Raw genomic sequence first — 21900 nt, 5'->3', positions numbered from 1 at the left:
ATCTCCACAAAAAGGGGTGCTTCACACCTGAAGCACCCCTTTTCGTTACTGACCGCCACGTCACAATATTTGCAACATCACCACGATTTAAATTCCACTTAATACCATTTGAGAAGGTAATAACGTACGTAGATATATATCATGGCCAAGAAAACAGTCATGATCATCACTGGGACACCATATTTCAAAAACTGTGTGAAACTGATTTTATAACCAGCTTTTTCACTTAGACCCACCACAATAACATTAGCGGATGCACCAATCGGGGAACCATTACCACCAAGACAAGCTCCAAGGGCCAATGACCACCATACTGGCATCATTGCCATGTGCTGAATATGTTCAGCCGTTGCGGTACCACTTTGCAGACCATAAATTTTATGAATCATATCAATGAGTAACGGATTCATTGTCGCAACAAAAGGGATGTTATCAACAATTGCGGAACAGATCGCCGAGAACCAGAGCATCACCATAGCAAGTATGGTCATATCCTGTGGTTGAGGATTGGTCACAGCAATCATCGCACGGGACATATCCTCGACCAATCCAACCTTAACAATACCGCCAATAATGATAAATAGACCGATGAAAAAAAAGATTGTCGGCCATTCAACTTCAGCGAGAATACTCTGCGGCTCCTCTCCCGAGACGAGCAATAACGTTGCCGCCCCCATAAGAGCCACTGTCGCCGGTTCATAATGAAAAAAGCCATGCAACATAAAACCTAAAATCGTGAAACCGAGAATGATCAGCGACTTTTTCAACAAAGCAGAATCAGTAATCTGTTCGTTTTCTTGCAAAGACATAACCTTCTTCTTCAGATCTTCACGCACATGCAGACGTTTTCCAAAGAGCACTTTCCAGGCCAGCATCCAAAAAAGAAAAATAATGATAATTGCCGGCGTCAAATGAAAAATGAAGTCCATAAAGCTGAGGCCCGCCTTGGAAGCGATCATGATGTTCGGTGGGTCACCGATCAAAGTTGCTGTACCGCCGATATTGGAAGCCAGAGCCTCGGTAATTAAGTAAGGGATAGGGTTGATTTCTAATTGTTCAGCTATCAGCAACGTGACTGGGACCAGCAATAGAACCGTAGTGACATTATCAAGAAAAGCCGACCCGACAGCCGTGATGATTGCGAAAAGAATCATAATCCTGAAAGGTTCACCTTTGGCCACCTTTGCACATTTGATGGCGACATACTGAAACACCCCGGTCTTGGTCATGATGTTAATGATCACCATCATCGAAATAAGGAGAAAGATAACATTCCAGTCAACACCAAGATCCATACTGTTAAAGGCTTCATCCTGAAGCAGCACCTTGGTTATCAAGGTCAAGGCAGCGCCAAACATGGCAACCTTAGTCTTATGGATTTTTTCGGAGATAATAAGGGCGTAAGCTACGAGGAATATGGATGTTGCGGTCCAGAACATGAAACTCTCCGTTCTTTGTCTATAGATTCGAACAGACGATAATTGATGTTTGATGACTTATCGGCGGTCCATTTTAAATACAGGTGGCCAGGCCAAGATCGGTTTAAAATGCCAGAAGTTACAGCAGTGAAAGATCAACAAGACCCGCATCATCAACATTATAATCGGAACAGTTGTTTACCAAGTTTACCAGGATATCAAGTCGTGTAATTTCACCAAGCAGCTTACCCTTCTCATCAATCACAGGTAAAGTGTTGAACCCTTTTTCAGCAATCATGGCATCAGCTTTAAGAAGTTGGTGATGGGGATGCAGAAAGGAAAACTTCTTCACCATTATATCTTCCGCACGCTTATCTTTGACCCTTTCTACTTGTTTCTGCAGAAACTCGGTTCCATCGGAAAATGACCGCGCCAACCCGACGCTCATATAAGATGGTAGAATGACCTTGAGGAGATCGACTGCCGAGACAATGCCCAGCAATTTGTAATTATCATCAACGACATAAGCCAGTCTGGGGACACTGTCTGCAATCTTACACAACAGTCTTTTATAATCGCAATCAGGTTTTGCTAGCACCAGTTTCGTTCTCATACATTCAGAGACATCCATAGTTAACCTTTCTTTTCCGACTCAGTTACGTCACAACACTTCCATAAAAACCATCGTTAAAAATAGTATTTGCTCAAAAGATATCTCAAAATTGATAAAATTCAAGATGAATCACAGAACCTTACCAATTTGTAATCTTACGTCAGCGTCAAAATTTTCAATGGTGGAAGCAAAGGGTGCACCTGATTTCACTATCCTATTGCCAAGACATAGTGATTCGTTCAAAGTGACGTTAACAATTTAAAAATCCATTGCTGAACTCTGGTTTAAAAATGAAAATCTTACATCTGCTCAGTCAAATCCCCGAAGCAACAGGAAGTGGAATCTACCTGCAATCCATCTTGAAGCAAGCATCAAAGCGGGACTTTCAAAATTATCTCTTAGCCGGGGTGCCTACAAATTTTCAAAAACCGCATAAACTTCGCAACTTGGCATGTAGTGATTTTAGCGCGGTCTGTTTTGAACAGGACCTCCCCTTCCCCGTCGTCGGGATGAGCGATGTCATGCCCTATCCTAGCACTCGCTTTTGCGATCTTTCAGCGGCGGATTTATCGCTATATGAGGCTTGCTTTAAACATAAGCTCGTTGCAGCAGTTGAACGCTGGAAACCCGACATCATCCATTCACACCACCTCTGGCTCCTGACTTCACTGACCCGAAAGCTCTTTCCTGACATCCCATTAGTCACCAGTTGTCACGGATCGGATCTGCGTCAGTTTCAAAACTGTCAGCATCTACAAGCGACAGTATTAAGTGGATGTCGGGATATTGATGCGATCTGCGCCCTCACTCAGGCACAAAAACTTGAAATTCAAACCCTGTACGGCATCGAACCAGACAAAATTCATGTTATGGGGGCGGGCTATGACAGCGAACGTTTTTCTTCCTCGACTCAGAAACATACCCATAACCCCATTCAGGTTCTTTTCGCTGGAAAGCTCAGCCGTGCTAAAGGGGTTCCATGGTTACTCAGAGCGTTAAAAAGACTTCCTGCCGACATGTTCAGCTTCCATCTGGTTGGCGATAGCGATGGTGTCGAAAAACAGGAAATTTTAGAGTTGGCAAACAAACTTGAGAGTGGCATCCAGATTCATGGGAAAATTGACCAGGAGCAGCTATCTCATTTGCTGCGACAGACAGATCTTTTTGTCCTCCCTTCCTTGTATGAGGGCTTACCTCTCGTTCTTCTCGAAGCCTTAGCTTGTGGTTGCCGGATTGTCACCACGGCGTTGCCTGGCATCATTGAACTTTTTGCTGGTATAAATTCTGATCGAATTATCCTTGTTGACCTCCCCAAAATGGCCTCAATCGACATCCCCCAGGCATCTGAAGAGGATTATTTTATCGGCGCATTGACCAGCGCATTACACAAGCAGTTTGAGTTGATTCTGAAATCATCTCAGGACGTTGCAATTTCTGATGAGATTCAAAGTCTATTGAATGATTATACGTGGGAGGGGGTGTTTAGAAAAATTGAATCTCTCTACCGGCAGCTAATGGTCAAATGATACAGCAATTGCAGCAATGTCGTCATGTTGCTTGAAACGCGGATAACGCTGGCAATCGGGATCGTTCTCTTCCTGGGCTCGAATTTGCTCTTTCACCTGACGTAATCCGCCCTGAAGAAAATGATCTGTGATCCAGCGAAAATCGGGTTGAGACTCTGGGTCCTCACTTGGAGGAAATAATCCATCCGTGAAAACCAGAAGATGTGAAATTCCCCTGAGATCAGTCGCACCTAGCTGTAAAAAATCGAGAGCCACGGGCTCGCCATTCAAGACCCCATAGTCCTGATTCATCCGCCGCCGGACGTTTTCAACCTGTGGCCTGAGGCTCTTGTGAGGATCGGGGTCACCTTGTTGGAATAACTGCTTTAATAACTGCAATGTCTCCTTATCGTGATTGTGATAAGGGGTCAGAAGTTGAAAACCACCGTCTGCGTCAATTGCCAATACCTGGCTGTCGCCACTCTGAAGCCATGCGATAGTGTCTTCTTGTATTTGGAATGCTGCGACGCTCGTGCTCCAGCGTTTTAACTTGTCACGACTTTCAATCCCCATCTCAGTCATTGTCTTCTGTAAGATTTCATTGGCACGTTGACCCAAACTAAAAAGTGACGCATCATTTTGAAAGAAAGTCGTACTCACCAGATGAGAAGCCCACCAAGCACCAGTTTTGCCAGAATAAAGATCGGGAACCAAGCTCGATGCGCCATCAAAGACTGCAAATAGATTGTTGGCACAAACAAGTTTATCCTCATTTAATCGTCCCGATCCTTGATCCAGAATCCGCTCGATGTGTTTAATTTTCCTCTGCATCACTACTCACGCTTTCTCCGATAAGAAACCAGAAGCGATAGTAAATGAATATAGCTGCCCTGTGAAATTCATCCTTTAAATACACATCAAGATAGTTATCGTATTTACAAATATGTGAAGAGGTAATGGGACGGAGATATCGGTGTAATATTTGGTTCAAACATCATCAAAATAGGGATTTAAAAGACAGGAAAAATTGATTAACAGGAGGTAGGTTGTAAGGCATTGGACTCGGATAAAGATAATCGAGTCCTCCTCTTGATAATGGCCAAACCGTATCCCGACATGGAGTCCAAAGAAGAGAAGCAATAAGCATTACAGCTTTACAGCCCCCAAAACCATAACCCTCGAAATATTTAAATAGTGCACTTTACCCGCACCAACTCTGCAAGGGCGTCGAGAAAATCGTCACCATCATTCAAAGATGGCGCCCGACAAAAATTCACCAACCCAAGGCTAACAGCTAGATCGTGATATTGAATGTCTATCTCTTCCAGTGTCTCAATATGATCCGAAACAAAGGAAATCGGCACCATCAGCACAGCACGATGACCGGCCTCAGCCAACTCGTGGAGAACTTCCTCGGTTCCCGGTTCCATCCATTTTACTGGTCCGCTGCGGCTCTGGTAGGCGATCGACCAGTCATAGCACCCTACGCGTTGCATCACCCCTTGGACCGTCTCTTCAACATGTTTCCGATAGGGATCCCCTCGATCGATAAATTTCTGCGGTAAAGCATGTGCTGAGAACAGGATTTGCACTTCTGATCGCATCAGATCGTGAAAATTATCTAACCCGCTGTTGATACGGTTGGCTAATGCCTCCAGATAGTTCGGCCAGTCATACCATTCTGCTATAAATTGGCATTCAAGTTCGGGATAAACCTTGGTTACAGCGCGTTTAAAATCATTGATGCTGCTACCCGTGGTTGCACCGGTATAGTGTGGATACATGGATAACACAACTGCAGTTTCAATCCCTGCAGCTTTGATTTCAGCAAGAACCGGCTCGACTCGGGGGTGCCAATAGCGCATGACCACATAAGGTTTGTACCTGTCTCCCAACTTCTTTGCGGTCCCTTCTGCCTGCTTTTTAGTCCATTCCAGCAAAGGAGATTGACCACCGATGGTGCGGTAGTTTTCAACCACCTTCTTGGCCCGAAAATGTGAGATCAGCTTGGCAAAAGGCTTCTGCAACAACGCCCCGGCAGGAAGCTGAATCAGTTCACGATCGGAGAAAAGGTTGTAGAGAAAAGGTTCAACCGCCTCCAAAGAATCAGGTCCACCCATATTGAGAAGGATGAGTGCGATCGGCTTGCTATCTGGCATAGATGTTATCCCTGATAAGAAAAATGGAGCAGAATATTCTTCTGCTCCACCAATGGCTCATAATGAAATTATTTTTGACTGAGTCGGTGCACGCACTCAACCATATGAATTGCATTTTCTGGTGGGACTGTCGGCAAGATTCCGTGACCCAAATTAAAAATGAACCCAGGACGATCACCGTTTTCATCCAGAATCCGCTGGACCTCTTTTTCGATGTAATCCTTGGGAGCATAGAGCACGGTTGGATCAAGGTTGCCCTGTACCGCAATATCAGGACCAAGAATATCACGTGCTTTGCCAAGATTAACGTGCCAGTCAAGACCAAGGACATCGGCTCCAGACTGTTTCACCAGATCGAGCATACCGCCACCCCCTTTCACAAAGTAGATGACCGGAATACCGTCGCGGTTAAGACCATCAATCAGCAGCTTGACGTACGGCAGAATATAACGCTCGTAGTCATGGGGGGCCAAGATTCCACCCCAGGTATCAAAAATCTGAATGGCTTGCGCTCCAGAATCGATCTGCATATTCAGGTAACGCCGATCCATTTCTGTGACTTTCTGCATCAGCGCATCATAAAGAGGAAAATCTGAATACATCATCTGTTTAAGGCTGGCAAAATCTTTACTCCCTTTTCCCTCGACCATGTAACAAGCCAGAGTAAAAGGGGCTCCACCGAAACCAATCAACGGGACACGTCCTGCAAATGCCAACCGCAGCCGTTTAATGATAGCGGGGACATAAGAGACAGCTGCGGCCATATCTTCAGGAACCACCAAAGCATCGACATCCGCTGATGTACGAACGGGGTTCTCAAACACGGGGCCAGGAACAAAATCAAGTTTCATCCCCATCGGCTCTATCGGAGTCAGAATGTCGGAAAAAAGAATCGCGGCATCAGCGTTTAATATGTCAATAGGTTGAATGGAAACTTCAGCGGCCCGAGCAGGATCTTTACACAAGTCGAGAAAAGTTCCTCCCCCTTGTGCCCGTACGGCTTTATATTGAGGGAGATAACGACCAGCCTGGCGCATCAACCAGACGGGAACCTGATCTACGGATTGTCCCCAGCATGCTTTTAAAAAATTGTATTCCGTCATTTTGAAATTCTCCTGTATGGGTCTGAAACCTAGGGGCGAATCTTGGATTCGTCCTCTCCTCACCTATTGAATTTATGCACCTGGGAAATTGTTCGCCGAGGGCAGTCACAAGGGTCACCGCTTTGATGATTATTTCGATCTGTTTTCAGCGGCCTCTTTTTCTAACCGTTTTTGAGTGCGCGGGGGAATATAATTACAGAATGGCTCTTCAGCCATATAGTCACCATAGACAGCATCAGCCCTGGCCCGACATCCGCCACAAACGTTAATAAATTCGCACTCCCCACACTTACCCTTGTATTTGCTGAAATCCCGCAGGTCATTAAAAACCTTGGAGTTAAACCAAAGATCCTTGAACGGAACCTGCTTGACGTTGCCGACCGATGAATGGAAGTAAGAACAAGGCTTGAGATTACCAAAACAATCAATTAAACAGATGGTCTGCGCTGCAATACACCCTTTGCCACCTCCGGTAGAGAAGGTCAAGCTGCGGCGCTTAAAATTAACACCTTCTGCTTTGGCCATCTGTGGCACAATTCGATAATAATGGGGGGCACAGGTTGGACGCATTAAAATCTCATCTTCATGTTTTTCCTGCTCATAGTGCCAGGCGAGAATCTCTTCATAGTCCTCTGCTGACACCAGTTCATTCATAATCTCTTCGCCGCGACCAGTAGGGACAATCATAAACATGTACCAGGCCGTCGCTCCAATAGCTTTTGCAACCTTGAAGGTCGCGGCAATATCATTCTGGTTTCTCTTGGTAAAAGATGAATTTATTAAAAACGGGATACCATTTCTCTTAAGGGTTTCAGCCGCTCGCATCACCCCTTCATAGGCTCCCGGACTGTTACGGAAATTGTCGTGAATCTCCGCTGTCGACCCATCAAGTGAGAGCGAAACCATTTTGATCTCTGTCGCCTTCATCTTCTCGCAAACGGCGTCGGTGACCAGCGTACCATTGGTCGCCATACACATCCGCAAGCCTTTGTCCGTTCCATACTGGGCAATTTCAAAAATATCTTCACGCAACAACGGTTCGCCGCCGGAAAGAACCAGTACCGGTTTACTGACTTCACAGATATCATCAATCATCTTGAATGCTTCAGCGGTATTAAAATCCCCTGCTGCGGCGGACATATCGGAAGAACACCGACAATGGACACAGTTAAGATTGCATCTCTGGGTGCTCTCCCAAGCAATCCATTTAGGGATAAACTCTTCCTGTTTAGGACTCATAACCTCTCCTGACTGCGATCTTGGTTCTCGTTTACCCAAGACTACTACAGTTATTTTACTCAACTCAAGGGTTCTCGACCGAAATAGTAGTTTTAACGCTGACGCTTTTCTTCTCTACTCTTTGGCCAATGACAACCATACGAGATCACCTTGCATATAGACCGTGAACGCCTGGGGAGAGGCACTCCTTAATAACTCTTCCAAATATTTATAAATACTCCCATCCTCGGTAAATAGACGGGTCTTTTGTAGCAGGCCAAAAATTCGTGAGCGTAAAACCTGGTCACAACCCGTTAGATCGATAAACAGAGACATCCCGTTGCTCGCTGACAACGTCTCAAGTGGATCAGAAACAACGACAACCCCCCCTTCCAGAGCTTTCGGGATATCCACTTTTTGCAGCAGAGCTCCAGCAAGGTCACGGTTATAATTCTTCACCGACATTGACTCTCCTGCTGCCAGTGGCGTTGCCGGGACAATAAACAATGTTCCCCGCTCCTTCATCTCGTCCTGACTCGCCAAGAAGTGAACCTGCTGTAAAATACTGTCAAGCTCACCGGCCCGCATAAGTGGGGCTAATAAATAGGCGTACTGATCATAAGCCGGTCGTTCGGTACCCTCTTGCAGAAGCGCTTGCCAAGGCATTTCCGTTGGCGGCTGCTCGCGAAGCTTCTCTTCTTCCATCTTGGCCAGCAGTTCCTGCAACTTTTCCATTTTCTGTTGCAGCAGTTTCACCCTCTCTTGCTTCTCACCTGCAACCGCAGGAGGCACATAGATGTGCTGCAGACAGAACAGCAACAAGAAACAATAAAGAAAACTCATGCTATACTTTGACATAAATCGACTCCTGAAAAAGAAATGATCTCTGAAACTTGGGAGATTATACAGAAAACCTGCAGCTTAGGGGGATTTTCTAAAACGGATCAAACAAAAACAACATATAGCGTTGGTCATTCTTGAACAAAACGACAAGACATTTTAACAAAAAGGGTTCTTATGACAAAAAAAATAGAAATAAAAATTGTTATAGAGCCGCCTCTCACCGCATACTTTGAGGAGGGGATAAACAACAGGGACCTCAACATCAGTGCTGCAGAAGGTCTGACTGAATTCCTCACAACAGTGCTCAACAACTCTCTCTACCCCATTGTATCTAGCAAAACAGGTCCACAAGAAATCCATTTGAATTATCGCCCCAGATCGTTTGCTGACCCCATTTTTTAACCCTAAATCAATGCATAGAGGCCTGTCGCACTCACCCTCTATTTTCTGCGACAATACCTTCCCCGTTAAAATCAGACATTAACCACCACAAACCCACAAACATATGGTTATCCATATAATAAACTATAGCACTAAGTATATGTAATTTAATGTGATATATTGTTGACTAAGAATAAATAATGGGCTAGTTTTAATAAACCAACAGAGAGAACAGTCATTCTATTGAAAATGATTTCTTACTATCAACTGCCGCTATTCAAAATTAAAAAAAGGGAGAAGCTAAATGGGTATCCGGATGAGGTCAATTCTGGTTATGGGGGTTTTAGGGTTACTTGCGATCGCTGTGATTGGTATCACCAGCTACAAGCTCAGCGTTAATAATGCCCTTGCCGAAGCAAAAACTAAAAGTAATATCATCCTGAATTATGCCATGGCGACCAAAAATTACATGGCTCAGGTGCAGAAACCCTTGGTGCAAGAGCTCATCGAAAAAGACCGCTTCTATCCTGAACTAATGTCTGGCTTTGTCGCGGCACGTGGAACCTTCGATATTTTTAAACAAGCCTCTCCAGATTATGTTTTTAAACAGGCCACTATCGATCCCCTCAATCCGTCAAACCGTGCCGATGCCGATGAAATTGAGTTTATCAAAAACTTTGACCAAAACCGCTCCCTGAAATCTTCCGAGGGGAGGATCACCAAGAACGGAACAGAGGTTTTCTATTTCGCCCAACCGATACGGACCGACAAGTCCAGTTGTTTAACCTGCCATGGCGACCCCTATGATGCGCCAAAAGATCAAATTGAAATCTACGGGGATGAAACCGGATATAACTGGAAAATGAATGACACCGTTGCTGCCTTTGTTGTCTATATTCCGACGGCAGCGGCTATCGCAGCAGCCAAAAACCTGGCCCTCACTCTTGTGTTGGTCGGTGCAGGGGGAATTGTCATGATCCTCCTTATCCTTTGGTTTTTCTTGGACCGCAGCGTTGTCCTCCCCATTGTCCAACTGGCGGAGAAAACAGAAAGCTTCAGTTTAGGCGAACAACTCAATGACCCGATTGTTGCAACGTCAAAAGATGAAATCGGAGCACTGTCACACGCGATTGAACGGTTGCGGATCAGTCTGGTTAAACTTTTGCAGTAATTTGATGCAGGATCATAGCGATGAATAAAATTCGATACTTTATAGCTGCCATTGGCATCCTCATGTTGACATTGAGTCCGGTACTCGCAAGCGGGCAGGATTGTGGAGCGCTCAAAAACAAGATTAAAAAAGAGCGTAACCTTCTGAAAAAGCGCGAACTTCTTAACCATGCTCTTGAGGTTTGTCCGCAGGACGCAGAGATCCATTATAGCTGTGCTTACGCGGCAGAAAGACTGCGGAACTACGATAAAGCGCAACGCAATTACCTCAAAGCAACGGAGCTCGATAACACCTATGCCAAGGCATATTTTGGCTTGGGTGATATCTATATGGTTTTGGGAAATGCCCGGTTAGCCATTGATGCTTACGAAAAAGGACTATCGCTAGCACCACAGAATAAACGCGCACGGGCCTCTTACGAACTTGCCAGGATCAAGAATAAGTCAGAGACTGGCGAACAGATCACCTCCGCTGAATTTATTCAGGTCATGCAAGAGAGTAAAAGTGAAGAAACAGCTCCCGGTGCCGTCGATGGGCCTCTACTTCGGATGCAGATCCACTTTTACAGCGCTTCATCGCAATTATCTGAGCAAGCAAAGGCACAATTACTGAATGTCGGTAAAGCACTCGAAGACTCTGCATTACAAGACAAAAAGTTTGAAATATCAGGCCATACTGATAATGTCGGCGGTGAAGAATCGAATTTAGTCTTGTCAAAACACCGTGCAGAACAAGTCAGACAGTACCTGCTTGACACTTTTTCAATTCATCCTGAAGCCCTGATTGTTGCCTATTATGGAGATACTCGCCCGGCGGTGCCCAACACATCAACAGAAAACCGCGCCCTTAATCGTCGCGTGGAATTCAGGCGAATCAGTCAATAAATCAGGTCGACAAAGGAGCTTTCATGGCAACTCTGCAGGAGTTTAAAAAACAATCTGACAACATGACCGGGATTCAGGAATTGGTCATTGTTGCCCGTGATGGAACAGTGCTACTCCAGAGCGGTGGGCAGAGCAAATATCTGGGGGATTATGTTGCTTATGTCGCGGTTATGGCTGAGCAGTTACGGCCGCACCTCGGTTTCACCGGTCCATATCATCTCATCATGGAACAAACATCGGGTGAACGGATATTAACTCTGTTGGGTGAACAAATCATTGTCGGATTCGATCTAAGTTCCAATGTTTCTCCTGCAAAGATCCTTGAGCAGTTCGGGCCACTGGTTGATCAAATCACTATTTAATGGGGCAAATTATGCAGAAAATTCTGGATGAAATAAAAATAATACCGGGAGTCCTTGGATCAGCGGTTTACACAACGAAACGTGGGATTCTTGCCACCAACTTACCAGAGGTCTTCAAGACAGACACCCAAGAGCGTATCGGCAATATTCTCCACCGAGTTTTCAAGTTGAATGAAACGGTCAAACTGGATGTCAATTCTTTTGAAATTCAATATGATGAAGCACTCTTACTGATTCGAAAACTATGTGACACCTCATCTTTGATTTTCATCTGCGAACCGGATGCCAAGGTTCATCTGATTAACATGTCTGCCAGTATGGTGACGACAGACCTCCTCGGCCTCATTTCCGATTGCGAAGAAGCGCCAATTCCTGAAAAAAAAGTTGTAGCGCCACAAGAGAAAGTCACTGCAACCGCGCCCCCTGCAGACCTTGAGTCGGTTCTGAACGGACCGTTGGCCGATAAATTCACACAAATGAAAAGGCTGTTGGCGACGCACATTGGCCCAGTCGCCAACAAGGCCTTAAAAACTTCGGTACAACAATGGCTTGAACAAGGGGAACCATCGGCACAACGGCTTGGTCAGCTTGCTGAAATAATGCAACGGGAAATTGATGACAAGGCGTCCAGAGATGAATTTCTTGTTGAGATGAAGGGGGTTATTTAACCTTTTTCAAACCACAGAACCAGTTCTCAAACGTTAACAAGCACAGCAGTTGTGGAGCCTATCTTCAGGTCTAGAGCTTCAACGTTTCTCAGCTATAGAAAAGGCGAAAAAACCGGTTTATTCAGGTCTTTTCGCCTTTTTTATAGCGAGAGTTCTCGGCAAAAAATTCTAGCCGGTTTTCTGCTCCTCCTGGGGAAACAATTCAGCAAAGACCTCTTTGACTGTTGAGATCCGATCTGCTTTCCAAGCATTACTGCCACAAAAAATCAATCCGGTCTCGGTATCCCCCTTCTGCGCGCGATCCAAAGCATGAACAATACAAAACCGTTCCCGCGATTTTTGATACGCACATTTTTTTAAACAGGCCGAAGGACAGTAGACATCAAGATCGACATCTCGTTGCCGAACCTGATCAATATTTTTCTTGATTGCTCGTCCCGGTAATCCTGCCGGGCTCATGATCAGACCAATATCTTCCTGCTTACAGTCGAGATAAGCCTGTTTGAATGCAGCATCGGCATCACACTCTTCGGTAACGACAAAGCGAGTTCCCATCTGCACCCCATCCGCACCTTGAGCCAGCGCATATTCCAAATCTTTTCGATCCCAGATACCACCAGCGGCAATCACCGGAATGGCAATATTCCAATTATCGTTAAGGTAGGCTTTAACCCCGCGGACAGTCTCATATTGATCATAGTCTCCAGAACCAATCCGTTCCATTTTTTCACCCAGATGGCCACCGGCAGTGTCGGGGTCTTCAACAACGATGGCATCGGGGAAACGTTGATAACTTTTTTGCCATTTACGCACGATCAATTCAGCAGCCTTCACCGAAGAAACTATCGGAACCAGGGCAACATCAGGAAAATCAGCTGTGAGCTTGGGAAGATTCAACGGCAGGCCAGCACCACTGATGATCAGTTTTGCGCCGCCTTCACATGAAGTACGGACAACTTCATCATAATTCTTAACCGCAACCATGCAGTTAACCCCGATAACGCCATCGGGTGCAATTTCATAAGCCTTGCGCAATTCTTCCAACAGTGCCAGGCGATCCGCCTTGAAGAAGTTGTGGCCGTCATAATGAGTATCAGCCAGTGCCAAACCAGCCGATGCAATAATACCAATCCCGCCATTCAAGGCAACATGCCCTGACAAACGAAATCCCGAGATACGCACCCCCATTCCACCTTGAATCACTGGATACGGAACGTGGTGCCGACCGATGGTCAATCCTGAACGCATAATTACTCCTGTTTGCAAAACCGTCGATCTCTTACAGCTTGACAGTTGCTTAAATTTTTACTGATACTAGCAGTACCGCTCATCCTTAATTGTAATACTTGTGTAAAAACCCACTTGTAACGCCCTGTTTTCAATGGTAATAGATGAGTCATGAAACTGTTTCGACGCCTCTTCCATCCACTTATCACTTTTATTGTCATTCAGATTGTCTGGATTCTCCTACTCGTCTCCTGGATCTACTGGTTTATCGGGCGCCATCAACAGTTGAAAGCCCTGGCAATTAAGTACCAAGTTGAATGGTTACCAGAAACCAGTGACTGGCTCATCCTCACTGAGGGGATTCTGCTCCTCGTTGCTATTCTCATCGGCATCTACGTCATCTTTCTCTACTGGCGCCGACAGGCGTCCTTGAACCGGGCACAACGCCATTTCATCAATCAGGTGACCCATGAATTAAAATCGCCGCTGGCATCCATTCAGCTCCACTTGGAAACCATCCAGATGCGCCAACCGAGCCCGGAGCAATTGCAACAATTTGTGCTGCGGATGCAAGGGGACAGTGAACGCCTGAATGGTTTGATCAGCAATCTTTTGACCGCGAACAAAGTTGAACACCGGGGGGCCAAGCTGAATCTCCAACAAGGCAACTTTTCTCAAATGATTGAAGAGTACCTGGCGCATGAACATGAGAAATTTCAAGAATTCGGAGACCTACGCTGGGAGATTGAACCCGGACTGAATTGCCGGTTTGATGTCGACGCTATTGAAACCGTGATGCGAAATCTTTTAGAAAACGCAACTTTTTATACACATGAACCACCGGTCGTTGTGGTGACGTTGCGACGAAACGGCAGCATGGCACATCTGTCTTTTCGTGATCAGGGTTATGGCATCCCAAGAAAATTTCAGAAAAAAGTATTTCGTATCTTTTATCGGATTCGTCATACGGGAAAGACCATACGGGGGACCGGTATTGGTCTGTTTATTGTCCGCAATGTCATTCGTCTCCACGGTGGCAAAGTTTGGATTGAGAGCATAGAAGGTGGCAAAGGAACGACTTTTCACCTGATGATTCCACTGACAGAAGAATTGCATGATGAAACCTGACATCGCCCTACTTCTGGTCGAAGATGAACCTCATATTGCCCAAGGGTTACTTTTTAATCTTGAGGAGGAGGGGTACCGGGTCACCCACGTTGAGAGTGGCGAACAGGCCCTTGAACAACTGGAGAAAAATCCATTTAATCTGGTCATTCTCGATTTAGCGTTACCTGGGATTGATGGGCTAGAAGTCTGTGATCGGTTACGAGAACAGGAGAACCATATCCCCATCCTGATGTTAACCGCTCGAGGAACAGAGCAGGACAGGATTACCGGTCTCAGTAAAGGCGCCGACGACTATCTGGCTAAACCTTTCAATTTGAAAGAATTTCTCTTACGGGTCGCTGGCCTGCTGAGGCGTGCCAACTGGCAACCAACCCTCCCGCAAAAAACCCGCTATGTCTTTGGAAGCAATCAGATTAACCTGGAAACAGATCAGGCAATCACAGCCCATGGAACCATTCAGCTCACCGAGCTGGAGATGAAAATGTTGCGGCTATTTTTTGATCAGGAAGGGAAAGTATTGTCCCGGGGAGAATTACTTAAACAGGTGTGGGGAATGTCACCTAAAACGGAAACTCGAACCTTGGACAACTTCATTGTCCGCCTGCGTAAGTACTTTGAAGTCGATCCAACTAAACCCCGCTATTTCCTCACCGTTCGTGGACGCGGCTACCGTTTCATCAAAAAACCCGATTGAGTTCAAAGCTAACGGATCATTGGCTTCGCCAAGGTGCCACCAATACGCAGGAGATAACTCCCGTCTACCGTTGGTTGCATACCGGTTAAACTCATCAGTTCCAGTAAACTGTCTGGTGTGGTTGCTGTCGGATGCAGGCGGACATTCAGGTTTAACCGGGTCTGCTCAGCTGTCTCTCCGACCAGAACGTTCCCCCCGCCACTTAAGTCCAGAGAACCTTCTTTCAACACTACTTTTTCCAAACTGAAACGACGCTGATCAAATCGACCTTCAAGACGCAAAACCCCAGCAAAAACACTGGCAGGCAAACCAATTTTTTCCAATCCTGCAATCTGGGTATCAACAACATAAAAAGAGAAATCCCCCCGACCTTCCATATTTTCGGAAAGATTTTCTCCCGTAAGTTGACCGGTTATTTTACCACTGAGACGATAAGGCAGATCCGCTTTCTGCAGTGGCGCTAAGGCAATATCGTTGAACTTCGAATCAATTGTTCCACTCTGGGCCACATCGACAACGATATGACCGGTCGCCAAGATCGCCGTCAAGTTCAGCCTTTTATCCGCAGTAAAAAGACTATGCCAAACAGGAGTAACCTGCAGATCAGTTAACTCAAGATCGTTCAACCCGGGAGTGGTAGAGTAGATAGACAGATCCAATCCTAAACCCGGAGGAAAAAGCATAGAAGCATTACGTCCCTGAATTTCAAGACCAGTCTGTTGTGAAACCTCCTGCAACAAACGCCGCTGCAGAGCATCAACCGGAAGAAATATCCAGGTCGATAACAACGTACTGACAATAAACAACAGCAGACAAAGGGTAAAAAGCCTGCGGTTACCAGCTAACCGCTGCCAACCTGAAATCAGATTCATAAACTCTCCAAAGACATCAAAACCATATTGACATCGAGCATCGAACGATCTTCAAACCGGGGCTTCACCTGCATTGATTTCACTTGCACACCAGCACTGCGATACTCGATAGCGTGTAACAATTTGACAACTTGAGGTAATGATATTTTTTCCAGCCGGATCTCGACGAGTTGCTGACGAAACTGACCTTGAGTGGTTGTCGGCTGTGGTCGCATCGAGAGGAGTTGTTCACGAACACCCGTCTGCACAGCCATACTTTCGACCAGAGAAAATAACGGCTTCGCCCCCTGTTTGGCAATTTTCACCCCTGCAAGATCCTCTCGTAACTGACTGATTTGGTCACGCATGGTTTCGACTTTTTGCAAGTTTTGTCGATGGGTGACAATTTTACCTTCAAGGCTCCTCATCGTCTCCAAATAGGGGTTGAGCAAAACAAACCAGACAAATAGCAACAGCAAAATAATCAAGCCTGTAGCAACAATGACTTTTTCCCTTGGGCTGAGATGTTTAATCATCGCTCTCCCCCGTTGAGGAATTTTAGTTGCAGCTGAAAATCAACCGCACTGTTATCTGCCGCCAACTTGGCATCTATAATTTCGACCTGCCCAAAGAGCGGACTGGTTTTAAGACTTTCAGCAATTTGGTTGACAGCCTCGAATGAATCGGCGTTCCCCGCCAGGTTTACGCCATCGCTGTCATAATTAAAGTCTCTAAAATCAACACGAATATCGCGATCAATAAGACTGGATAATCCTTGCAGGACCTGTGCGGCACCTTGCCCCCCCAGACCAAAAAGCTGCACTTGCTCTTGCAGATCTTTAAGTTGACTCTCCAACTGCAACGGCACATCAACAATGGTTGAATTCTCCGGCATGATTTGCCTGAAAATTGTTTCCATTTGTTGTTTTAAACTGCTTTCCTGACGGGTCTTTTGCAGAAAGTCAAGATGCATCACCATGGCTCCGACAAAGACCACTAGCAGCGTCAGAAGAGCTACGGCAATGAGTTTGGCACGAAAAACTTCCAACTGTCCCCGAGCTGAAAATTCCCCCTGGCGGAAATTCAGCTGACCGGATTTTTTCTCTTCACGCATTTCACTCAGTGCCAGCAATGCAGCAGGTGCCATTTCATAACTCACCTTATCAGCAAACACATCTTCCGCCGGTGTCAACAACGGGCGATCGGTTTTATACAGGAGGACCAAGAGATCCTCAGTCACCCCCGCACCGATAATCCAGAGTGGGAGACCTTCGTGACCGATAGTATTTTCCAGTTGGCTGACTTGGCTGGCAATAAAATCGAAAATTTCCTCTTCATTCAGTTCACTGGTCCCGGGTAACAACCGATAGTCCCGAATCATACCATCATACACAAGAGCCACAACAACTTCGAGACGTCGGCAATAAACCAGGATTCCATCTTGTTCCCGCAGTATCGGCAGGAGCGCAAAGGGGAAAAGATCAATACGGCGTGGATTTTGTTCGGGGTCAGGGAAATGGGTCAGAAGTTCGTCAATTTCGCGTTTGTTGACAACCACGGCATCAACTTCATAGTCATCTTCGCGGGCTCGTGGTGGTAAAAAAGAGATAACATGTTCTTCCAGAGAGATGGGTAATTGTGACCGCAATTCCAGAGGCAACGCTGCTTCTATTTTATTTTTCTCCCGAAAGGGAAACCTGAGACGGCGAAACAAGCCGACGCGACAAGGGAGTGCCGTAATCAGACGATCTCGTAGAGTGATTTTACCTCCCAGCATCTCTTTGATTGCCACCGCAGCCGCTGCAGGGTTTTCATAGCTGCGTTTATCCAGTTCAATATCAATCTTCCCCGGTATCGCTGTTAAGATAGCGACCCTGACATCTGTTCCTTCCAGATCAATACCTATAAACCGTTTAGACATGGGATTATTCCACCTTGAGACTCAAAAGTTCGTTCGTTTGTTTATCAATAACAGCGGACGCTTGGCGTGTCCCTTCATTGACTCGGCCCTGACTAAATACTTGATAGACCGTCCCTGACACGGTGACGGAATTTAACATCCATGCAGAAGACCAGCGTTCGCCAATCCCTTCTGCCAGAGCCAGATCGGACAATGTCTGGTAAACAGACTGCTGACGATAATCAACCAGAGCAGCAATATCTTTCTGATCAAAAATAACTTCGACATTCCCCTCTGCAGCAGAAAATTGCCAAGCATACAAAACGGCTGCTGGGGCCGTATTCAGATTGATCGGTTCGCCACCAACAACACGGATATACGGCTTGATTGTCTCAAAACGTTGTAGATCAAACCCCTTAACCAACATCAATTCATCGATAATGGTCAACTTATCCCCCCGCCTCTGGTAAGGAGGATGGAGGTTAGCATAATAACTATCATCCGGCGTTGTTTTGGTTTTATCCGCGTTGAACCAATAAACCAGTGAATCGGCCAGCTCTTCAGCTTGCTCCGAGTCCAACAGCAGAACATCTTCACACAATGCGACGAATCGGTGGTAACCGGGTAACGGATTGCCTCTCTTATCGGCAACAAAGTTAATATTCAAGCGCCCTGTCAGGTCCGTTATCGTGATGCTGACATCCCCATCACCTGCAGGAATATTGGCGAGAGGATTTCCCCAAAACTCTGCAGGATGGTCAAAGTCGTTATCATCTTCCTGGAGAATTGTCCGCGCCGCCTCTATCCCCCCTCGCGCCAAATAAACGGCTTTAGTCCGATCACGGAATATTTCTGTCGACCGCAAATCAACTAAGGTTGAAAAAGAAAACTCAATCACCATCGCGCTCAGTAATGCGACGATGACCAGCACCAGCAACAAGGCCATACCGTTTTGATTGCGCGCCCGCTCCATCAACGCCCCCCGGACAGGACAAAACTGCTACGAAACGGTATTACCTGTCCATCTGCTTGCAATTCCAGAGATATCTCAACCAGTTGTGGCGGCGTCGAATTTGACCAGCTTTCAGACCAATCTCCCCGAGAATAAAAACGGACTTGAAAACTGTTGACCGCGGCGATAAAAAGGAGTGGTTCTGACGCTGCCATATCCACAAGCAAAACTTTTTCACTGCGCAACAGTTGAAAAGACTCCTCTTGCTGCAGAACTTCATAACGGACTCTGGAAATTCCTCCATATTTCTGCAGTAATGGCGAAACCAGTTCCGTATTGAACTCCAGATAAAAATCACCGGCAGCGGTTAGCCCGGAGCTCAAAACAGCCTCGGTCCCAAGCGGGGAGATCCTCAAACTGCCCAGTTCACCGCCAATTCGATCGAAAAAAATACGTGCCTGGTGGTAGAGCTCTCCTTCGAGTTCCAAACGGTTTCGTGCTTTGCTGACAGAACCAAAAACCCCGTAGACACTAGTCAGAACCAGAGAACCAATAAAAATCGCCACTAACACTTCAACTAAGGTAAACCCACGAGTCACGCTCTTCATCCCGATACCCCTACGGGGAGGAACGAGACCAACTGAACCTGTTCATTCTTTGCGGGATCACCCCAGATAACAATCACTGTGACCTGCTTTACCTGACTGATCAATGTATCCTGATAACTGATTTGCCAACGGAAGCCTGCAAAAGAGTCAGTAAATTCACCCTCTTGCAATTCCCAGTTTGATTGCAACCCAGATGTATTCAACTCCTGATCACTCATCAACTGCTGCGCTAGCATGGTCGCCTGTGTCAGCTTCTGAATCTTGTCCTGAACCAGAATAGAGCGATTTGTCAACCCCAGCAGCGACACTAGAGCAATAGCGACAATAGCCAAAGCAATCATCACCTCAAGAAGAGAAAACCCTTTATTGCTCAGCTGTTTGTTCATCATCAATCGTTATGGCCCCTGTCAAAGGTGAAAACGTCAGCACCAGTTCACCCTCACTCTCCCTACCCAAAACAAGCTGAGTTGGTTCCATCCAGCCGAGGGGGAAAATCCGAATAGTGACCTCACCGGAATTAAAATTTCCTTCCCCTTCGATGCTCACTTGTCTGATATATAGCGGCGACAGCTTGACTTCTCTTCCAAACGGTTCTTTTTCAATCACTCCATCGCTGGATCGCAGACGATATGCCAGCAGGCTGTTACGGGCGAAATGAAACGTCAGCAAATGCTCATCACGCGTTAAAGTTGCTTCGTTATAAAGCTGCTTCACAGTGCCGGCAATTCGCCGTACGACTAACTTTTCATCCCTTTCACTGTTATTTGACAGCAGCGGCACACTGATGAAACTGATCAGCGACAGAATCACAATAACGACTAATAGCTCAACCAGGGTAAATCCACCACGGCTGGTCAAGGTTCCTGTTTGCGACATAGAGGGTTTCACCTTCACCATCTGTTTCACACTCGAGTCTGGAAGGGTGAGATCAGCGCCCACATAACCTCTTCAATTCAAGATCATTATGACTCACTACCCCTTCTTTCGGCCTGCCCCTTAAAGACTACCCCATCCCCTGACTAGCTTGAAATATCGGTAATAAAATGGCCAGAACGATAAAACCGACAACGGACCCCATCAGTAAAATCATCAACGGCTCCAACAATGCCATCAAACCAGTCATTCGCGTTTTCACCTGATGTTCATAGATCTCTGCAACCTTATACAGCATCTCCTCTAACTCACCACTGCGTTCTCCAACAGCGGCCATCTGTGGCAACATAACGGGAAAGACTTCAGCTTCAGATAACGGTTCCGAAAGGCCGGCTCCCTCCGTCACCTTCTCCCGGACAACCTCAAGAGCTTGCATCAGATAGTTGTTGCCAAGCAGATTCTGAACAATCTCTAGAGCCGTCAACAATGGAACCCCACTGTGCAACAAGGTGGCAGTGGTTTTAGCAAACCTCGCGGTCGCAATATTTAAAGCAAGCGGCCCCACCAACGGCAGCCGGAACCTCTGCTGATCAAACCACAACCGCCCACGGTCCGTTAATGAAAATCTGCGGGCAACCAAAATAACGACAACCACAATAATTAAAATCAGCCACCAATATGTGGCCAGAAAATGGCTGAAAGACATAAGGAAGAGGGTTGGCAGCGGTAACGCCTGCTCCATATCTTCAAGCATTCGGGTAATTTTAGGAACAACGAAGGTCATCAGAAACAACAACACTCCACTGCCAACCAGGAACATCAATAGCGGATAGGTTAATGCCGCTTTAAACTGAGCATTGAAGCGGGCTTGTTCATCTGTGAACTCGGCCAGTTGCAGCAACACCTTATCCAGGGTTCCACTGGCTTCCCCGACTTGAACCATATTGGTGTAAAGCGGTTGAAAAACTTTCGGGTGCGCTTGCATAGCGGCATATAATGCGCTCCCTTGTAAAATATCATCACGCACCCGGGTCAATACAGAGCCAAGAGTCCCCTTGGTTTGCTGCCCTGCGACCATTTCCAGAGCTTCATCAAGTGGCATCCCTGCGGTGAGCATCGTTGCCAGTTGACGCGTGGCAACGCCTAGTTGAACGGCGCTGACTTGCCGTAAGAATGTCCGTTGGTGCGTTCCCCCCGTATTTCTGGCTGTTGCCAATCTCGTCGGGAACAAACCTTGGCCACGAAGTTTACGACTGGCAGCCGTCTGACTCAGAGCCTCAATTACGCCCCGTTTTTTCTTACCTTGGGCATCAAAAGCACTGTATTCATAAAGAGCCAACGG

General features: G+C 46.3%; 23 protein-coding genes. 7 read left to right on the top strand and 16 right to left on the bottom strand.

Annotation, left to right across the window (positions count from 1 at the left end):
- Nucleotides 1-98: 98 nt before the first annotated feature.
- The gene (locus BLU87_RS02295) at nucleotides 99-1439 is read right to left on the bottom strand and encodes an ArsB/NhaD family transporter (protein ID WP_092344312.1); all 1341 of its coding nucleotides are present in this window, start codon (nucleotides 1437-1439) and stop codon (nucleotides 99-101) included.
- Between the two features lie 118 nt (nucleotides 1440-1557).
- Nucleotides 1558-2031 carry a CBS domain-containing protein gene (locus BLU87_RS02290; protein WP_175498239.1) on the bottom strand — a complete coding sequence of 158 codons (474 nt, stop codon included), beginning with the start codon at nucleotides 2029-2031 and terminating at the stop codon, nucleotides 1558-1560.
- A 290-nt stretch (nucleotides 2032-2321) separates the two neighbouring features.
- Between BLU87_RS02290 and BLU87_RS02285 the strand changes: the two genes are divergently transcribed.
- Nucleotides 2322-3557, top strand: coding sequence for a glycosyltransferase family 4 protein (locus BLU87_RS02285; protein WP_092344310.1), 1236 nt, complete (start codon nucleotides 2322-2324; stop codon nucleotides 3555-3557).
- Here BLU87_RS02285 and BLU87_RS02280 read toward each other — a convergent pair.
- The 5 genes from BLU87_RS02280 to BLU87_RS02260 all read right to left on the bottom strand — a co-directional run bounded on the left by BLU87_RS02280 (nucleotide 3543) and on the right by BLU87_RS02260 (nucleotide 8874).
- Complete coding sequence (locus BLU87_RS02280; protein WP_092344309.1) at nucleotides 3543-4367, bottom strand: protein phosphatase 2C domain-containing protein; 825 nt, start codon at nucleotides 4365-4367, stop codon at nucleotides 3543-3545. The genes BLU87_RS02285 and BLU87_RS02280 overlap by 15 nt on opposite strands.
- 356 nt (nucleotides 4368-4723) lie before the next feature.
- Nucleotides 4724-5695, bottom strand: a complete 972-nt coding sequence (gene hemH / locus BLU87_RS02275; protein ID WP_092344308.1) for a ferrochelatase — start codon at nucleotides 5693-5695, stop codon at nucleotides 4724-4726.
- Nucleotides 5696-5763: 68 nt separating this feature from the next.
- Nucleotides 5764-6798 (bottom strand): uroporphyrinogen decarboxylase, encoded by a 1035-nt coding sequence (gene hemE / locus BLU87_RS02270; RefSeq protein WP_092344307.1) that lies wholly within the window; start codon nucleotides 6796-6798, stop codon nucleotides 5764-5766.
- 129 nt (nucleotides 6799-6927) lie between these two features.
- Entirely contained in the window at nucleotides 6928-8037 is a 1110-nt protein-coding gene (locus tag BLU87_RS02265; protein ID WP_092344306.1) for a radical SAM/SPASM domain-containing protein, read from the bottom strand.
- Nucleotides 8038-8151: 114 nt separating this feature from the next.
- Nucleotides 8152-8874, bottom strand: a complete 723-nt coding sequence (locus tag BLU87_RS02260) for a hypothetical protein (RefSeq protein WP_092344305.1) — start codon at nucleotides 8872-8874, stop codon at nucleotides 8152-8154.
- A gap of 670 nt (nucleotides 8875-9544) precedes the next feature.
- On the opposite strand from BLU87_RS02260, the gene BLU87_RS02250 reads away from it, so the two are divergent.
- The 4 genes from BLU87_RS02250 to BLU87_RS02235 are packed head-to-tail and all read left to right on the top strand — an operon-like array spanning nucleotide 9545 to nucleotide 12325.
- On the top strand, nucleotides 9545-10411 hold the full coding sequence (locus BLU87_RS02250) for a c-type heme family protein (RefSeq protein WP_092344303.1): 867 nt from the start codon (nucleotides 9545-9547) through the stop codon (nucleotides 10409-10411).
- A 20-nt stretch (nucleotides 10412-10431) separates the two neighbouring features.
- Nucleotides 10432-11295, top strand: a complete 864-nt coding sequence (locus BLU87_RS17570; protein WP_092344302.1) for an OmpA family protein — start codon at nucleotides 10432-10434, stop codon at nucleotides 11293-11295.
- A 23-nt stretch (nucleotides 11296-11318) separates the two neighbouring features.
- The gene (locus BLU87_RS02240) at nucleotides 11319-11657 is read left to right on the top strand and encodes a hypothetical protein (protein ID WP_092344301.1); all 339 of its coding nucleotides are present in this window, start codon (nucleotides 11319-11321) and stop codon (nucleotides 11655-11657) included.
- A gap of 11 nt (nucleotides 11658-11668) precedes the next feature.
- Entirely contained in the window at nucleotides 11669-12325 is a 657-nt protein-coding gene (locus BLU87_RS02235; protein WP_092344300.1) for a DUF8082 domain-containing protein, read from the top strand.
- A 168-nt stretch (nucleotides 12326-12493) separates the two neighbouring features.
- On the opposite strand, the gene BLU87_RS02230 is transcribed toward BLU87_RS02235, so the two are convergent.
- Nucleotides 12494-13573, bottom strand: coding sequence for an NAD(P)H-dependent flavin oxidoreductase (locus BLU87_RS02230; protein ID WP_092344299.1), 1080 nt, complete (start codon nucleotides 13571-13573; stop codon nucleotides 12494-12496).
- Nucleotides 13574-13723: 150 nt separating this feature from the next.
- Here BLU87_RS02230 and BLU87_RS02225 point away from each other — a divergent pair, with 150 nt between their 5' ends.
- Both BLU87_RS02225 and BLU87_RS02220 read left to right on the top strand, forming a co-directional pair.
- Entirely contained in the window at nucleotides 13724-14680 is a 957-nt protein-coding gene (locus BLU87_RS02225) for a sensor histidine kinase (protein WP_092344298.1), read from the top strand.
- Entirely contained in the window at nucleotides 14667-15374 is a 708-nt protein-coding gene (locus BLU87_RS02220; protein WP_092344297.1) for a response regulator transcription factor, read from the top strand. Before BLU87_RS02225 ends, BLU87_RS02220 begins: the two co-directional genes overlap by 14 nt.
- 8 nt (nucleotides 15375-15382) lie before the next feature.
- On the opposite strand, the gene gspN is transcribed toward BLU87_RS02220, so the two are convergent.
- From gspN to gspF, 8 genes are all read right to left on the bottom strand, one after another.
- On the bottom strand, nucleotides 15383-16246 hold the full coding sequence (gene gspN, locus BLU87_RS02215) for a type II secretion system protein GspN (protein WP_092344296.1): 864 nt from the start codon (nucleotides 16244-16246) through the stop codon (nucleotides 15383-15385).
- Nucleotides 16243-16761, bottom strand: coding sequence for a type II secretion system protein GspM (gene gspM, locus BLU87_RS02210; protein ID WP_092344295.1), 519 nt, complete (start codon nucleotides 16759-16761; stop codon nucleotides 16243-16245). Before gspM ends, gspN begins: the two co-directional genes overlap by 4 nt.
- Nucleotides 16758-18146 carry a type II secretion system protein GspL gene (gspL, locus tag BLU87_RS02205; protein WP_092344294.1) on the bottom strand — a complete coding sequence of 463 codons (1389 nt, stop codon included), beginning with the start codon at nucleotides 18144-18146 and terminating at the stop codon, nucleotides 16758-16760. Before gspL ends, gspM begins: the two co-directional genes overlap by 4 nt.
- Nucleotides 18147-18150: 4 nt before the next feature.
- Entirely contained in the window at nucleotides 18151-19098 is a 948-nt protein-coding gene (gene gspK / locus BLU87_RS02200) for a type II secretion system minor pseudopilin GspK (protein WP_092344293.1), read from the bottom strand.
- A complete protein-coding gene (locus BLU87_RS02195) occupies nucleotides 19098-19685 on the bottom strand; it encodes a prepilin-type N-terminal cleavage/methylation domain-containing protein (RefSeq protein WP_092344292.1) in 588 nt (195 codons plus the stop codon). The genes gspK and BLU87_RS02195 overlap by 1 nt, the downstream gene beginning before the upstream one ends.
- Nucleotides 19682-20074: a type IV pilus modification PilV family protein gene (locus BLU87_RS02190; protein ID WP_092344291.1), complete on the bottom strand. Its 393-nt coding sequence runs from the start codon at nucleotides 20072-20074 to the stop codon at nucleotides 19682-19684. Before BLU87_RS02190 ends, BLU87_RS02195 begins: the two co-directional genes overlap by 4 nt.
- Nucleotides 20049-20561 (bottom strand): type II secretion system protein, encoded by a 513-nt coding sequence (locus BLU87_RS02185; RefSeq protein WP_139167443.1) that lies wholly within the window; start codon nucleotides 20559-20561, stop codon nucleotides 20049-20051. The genes BLU87_RS02190 and BLU87_RS02185 overlap by 26 nt, the downstream gene beginning before the upstream one ends.
- 127 nt (nucleotides 20562-20688) lie before the next feature.
- On the bottom strand, nucleotides 20689-21897 hold the full coding sequence (gspF, locus tag BLU87_RS02180) for a type II secretion system inner membrane protein GspF (protein ID WP_092344289.1): 1209 nt from the start codon (nucleotides 21895-21897) through the stop codon (nucleotides 20689-20691).
- Nucleotides 21898-21900 lie beyond the last annotated feature (3 nt).

It is taken from the genome of Desulfuromusa kysingii, from assembly GCF_900107645.1.
Lineage (GTDB): Bacteria > Desulfobacterota > Desulfuromonadia > Desulfuromonadales > Geopsychrobacteraceae > Desulfuromusa > Desulfuromusa kysingii.
Note: the sequence above shows the minus strand (reverse complement) of the source record. Positions and strands in the feature narration are given on the sequence as shown.

Excerpts from the sequence above, each read along its gene's own strand:
- BLU87_RS02295 (WP_092344312.1), bottom strand. The coding sequence starts at position 1,439 with ATGTTCTGGACCGCAACATCCATATTCCTCGTAGCTTACGCCCTTATT.
- gspK (WP_092344293.1), bottom strand. The coding sequence starts at position 19,098 with ATGGAGCGGGCGCGCAATCAAAACGGTATGGCCTTGTTGCTGGTGCTG.
- BLU87_RS02190 (WP_092344291.1), bottom strand. The coding sequence starts at position 20,074 with ATGATGAACAAACAGCTGAGCAATAAAGGGTTTTCTCTTCTTGAGGTG.
- BLU87_RS02225 (WP_092344298.1), top strand. The coding sequence starts at position 13,724 with ATGAAACTGTTTCGACGCCTCTTCCATCCACTTATCACTTTTATTGTC.
- BLU87_RS02290 (WP_175498239.1), bottom strand. The coding sequence starts at position 2,031 with ATGAGAACGAAACTGGTGCTAGCAAAACCTGATTGCGATTATAAAAGA.
- gspN (WP_092344296.1), bottom strand. The coding sequence starts at position 16,246 with ATGAATCTGATTTCAGGTTGGCAGCGGTTAGCTGGTAACCGCAGGCTT.
- hemE (WP_092344307.1), bottom strand. The coding sequence starts at position 6,798 with ATGACGGAATACAATTTTTTAAAAGCATGCTGGGGACAATCCGTAGAT.
- BLU87_RS02220 (WP_092344297.1), top strand. The coding sequence starts at position 14,667 with ATGATGAAACCTGACATCGCCCTACTTCTGGTCGAAGATGAACCTCAT.
- BLU87_RS02240 (WP_092344301.1), top strand. The coding sequence starts at position 11,319 with ATGGCAACTCTGCAGGAGTTTAAAAAACAATCTGACAACATGACCGGG.
- BLU87_RS02235 (WP_092344300.1), top strand. The coding sequence starts at position 11,669 with ATGCAGAAAATTCTGGATGAAATAAAAATAATACCGGGAGTCCTTGGA.
- BLU87_RS02185 (WP_139167443.1), bottom strand. The coding sequence starts at position 20,561 with ATGTCGCAAACAGGAACCTTGACCAGCCGTGGTGGATTTACCCTGGTT.
- hemH (WP_092344308.1), bottom strand. The coding sequence starts at position 5,695 with ATGCCAGATAGCAAGCCGATCGCACTCATCCTTCTCAATATGGGTGGA.
- BLU87_RS02280 (WP_092344309.1), bottom strand. The coding sequence starts at position 4,367 with ATGCAGAGGAAAATTAAACACATCGAGCGGATTCTGGATCAAGGATCG.
- BLU87_RS02195 (WP_092344292.1), bottom strand. The coding sequence starts at position 19,685 with ATGAAGAGCGTGACTCGTGGGTTTACCTTAGTTGAAGTGTTAGTGGCG.
- BLU87_RS02285 (WP_092344310.1), top strand. The coding sequence starts at position 2,322 with ATGAAAATCTTACATCTGCTCAGTCAAATCCCCGAAGCAACAGGAAGT.
- BLU87_RS02260 (WP_092344305.1), bottom strand. The coding sequence starts at position 8,874 with ATGTCAAAGTATAGCATGAGTTTTCTTTATTGTTTCTTGTTGCTGTTC.
- BLU87_RS02230 (WP_092344299.1), bottom strand. The coding sequence starts at position 13,573 with ATGCGTTCAGGATTGACCATCGGTCGGCACCACGTTCCGTATCCAGTG.
- BLU87_RS02250 (WP_092344303.1), top strand. The coding sequence starts at position 9,545 with ATGGGTATCCGGATGAGGTCAATTCTGGTTATGGGGGTTTTAGGGTTA.
- gspL (WP_092344294.1), bottom strand. The coding sequence starts at position 18,146 with ATGTCTAAACGGTTTATAGGTATTGATCTGGAAGGAACAGATGTCAGG.
- BLU87_RS17570 (WP_092344302.1), top strand. The coding sequence starts at position 10,432 with ATGAATAAAATTCGATACTTTATAGCTGCCATTGGCATCCTCATGTTG.
- gspM (WP_092344295.1), bottom strand. The coding sequence starts at position 16,761 with ATGATTAAACATCTCAGCCCAAGGGAAAAAGTCATTGTTGCTACAGGC.
- BLU87_RS02265 (WP_092344306.1), bottom strand. The coding sequence starts at position 8,037 with ATGAGTCCTAAACAGGAAGAGTTTATCCCTAAATGGATTGCTTGGGAG.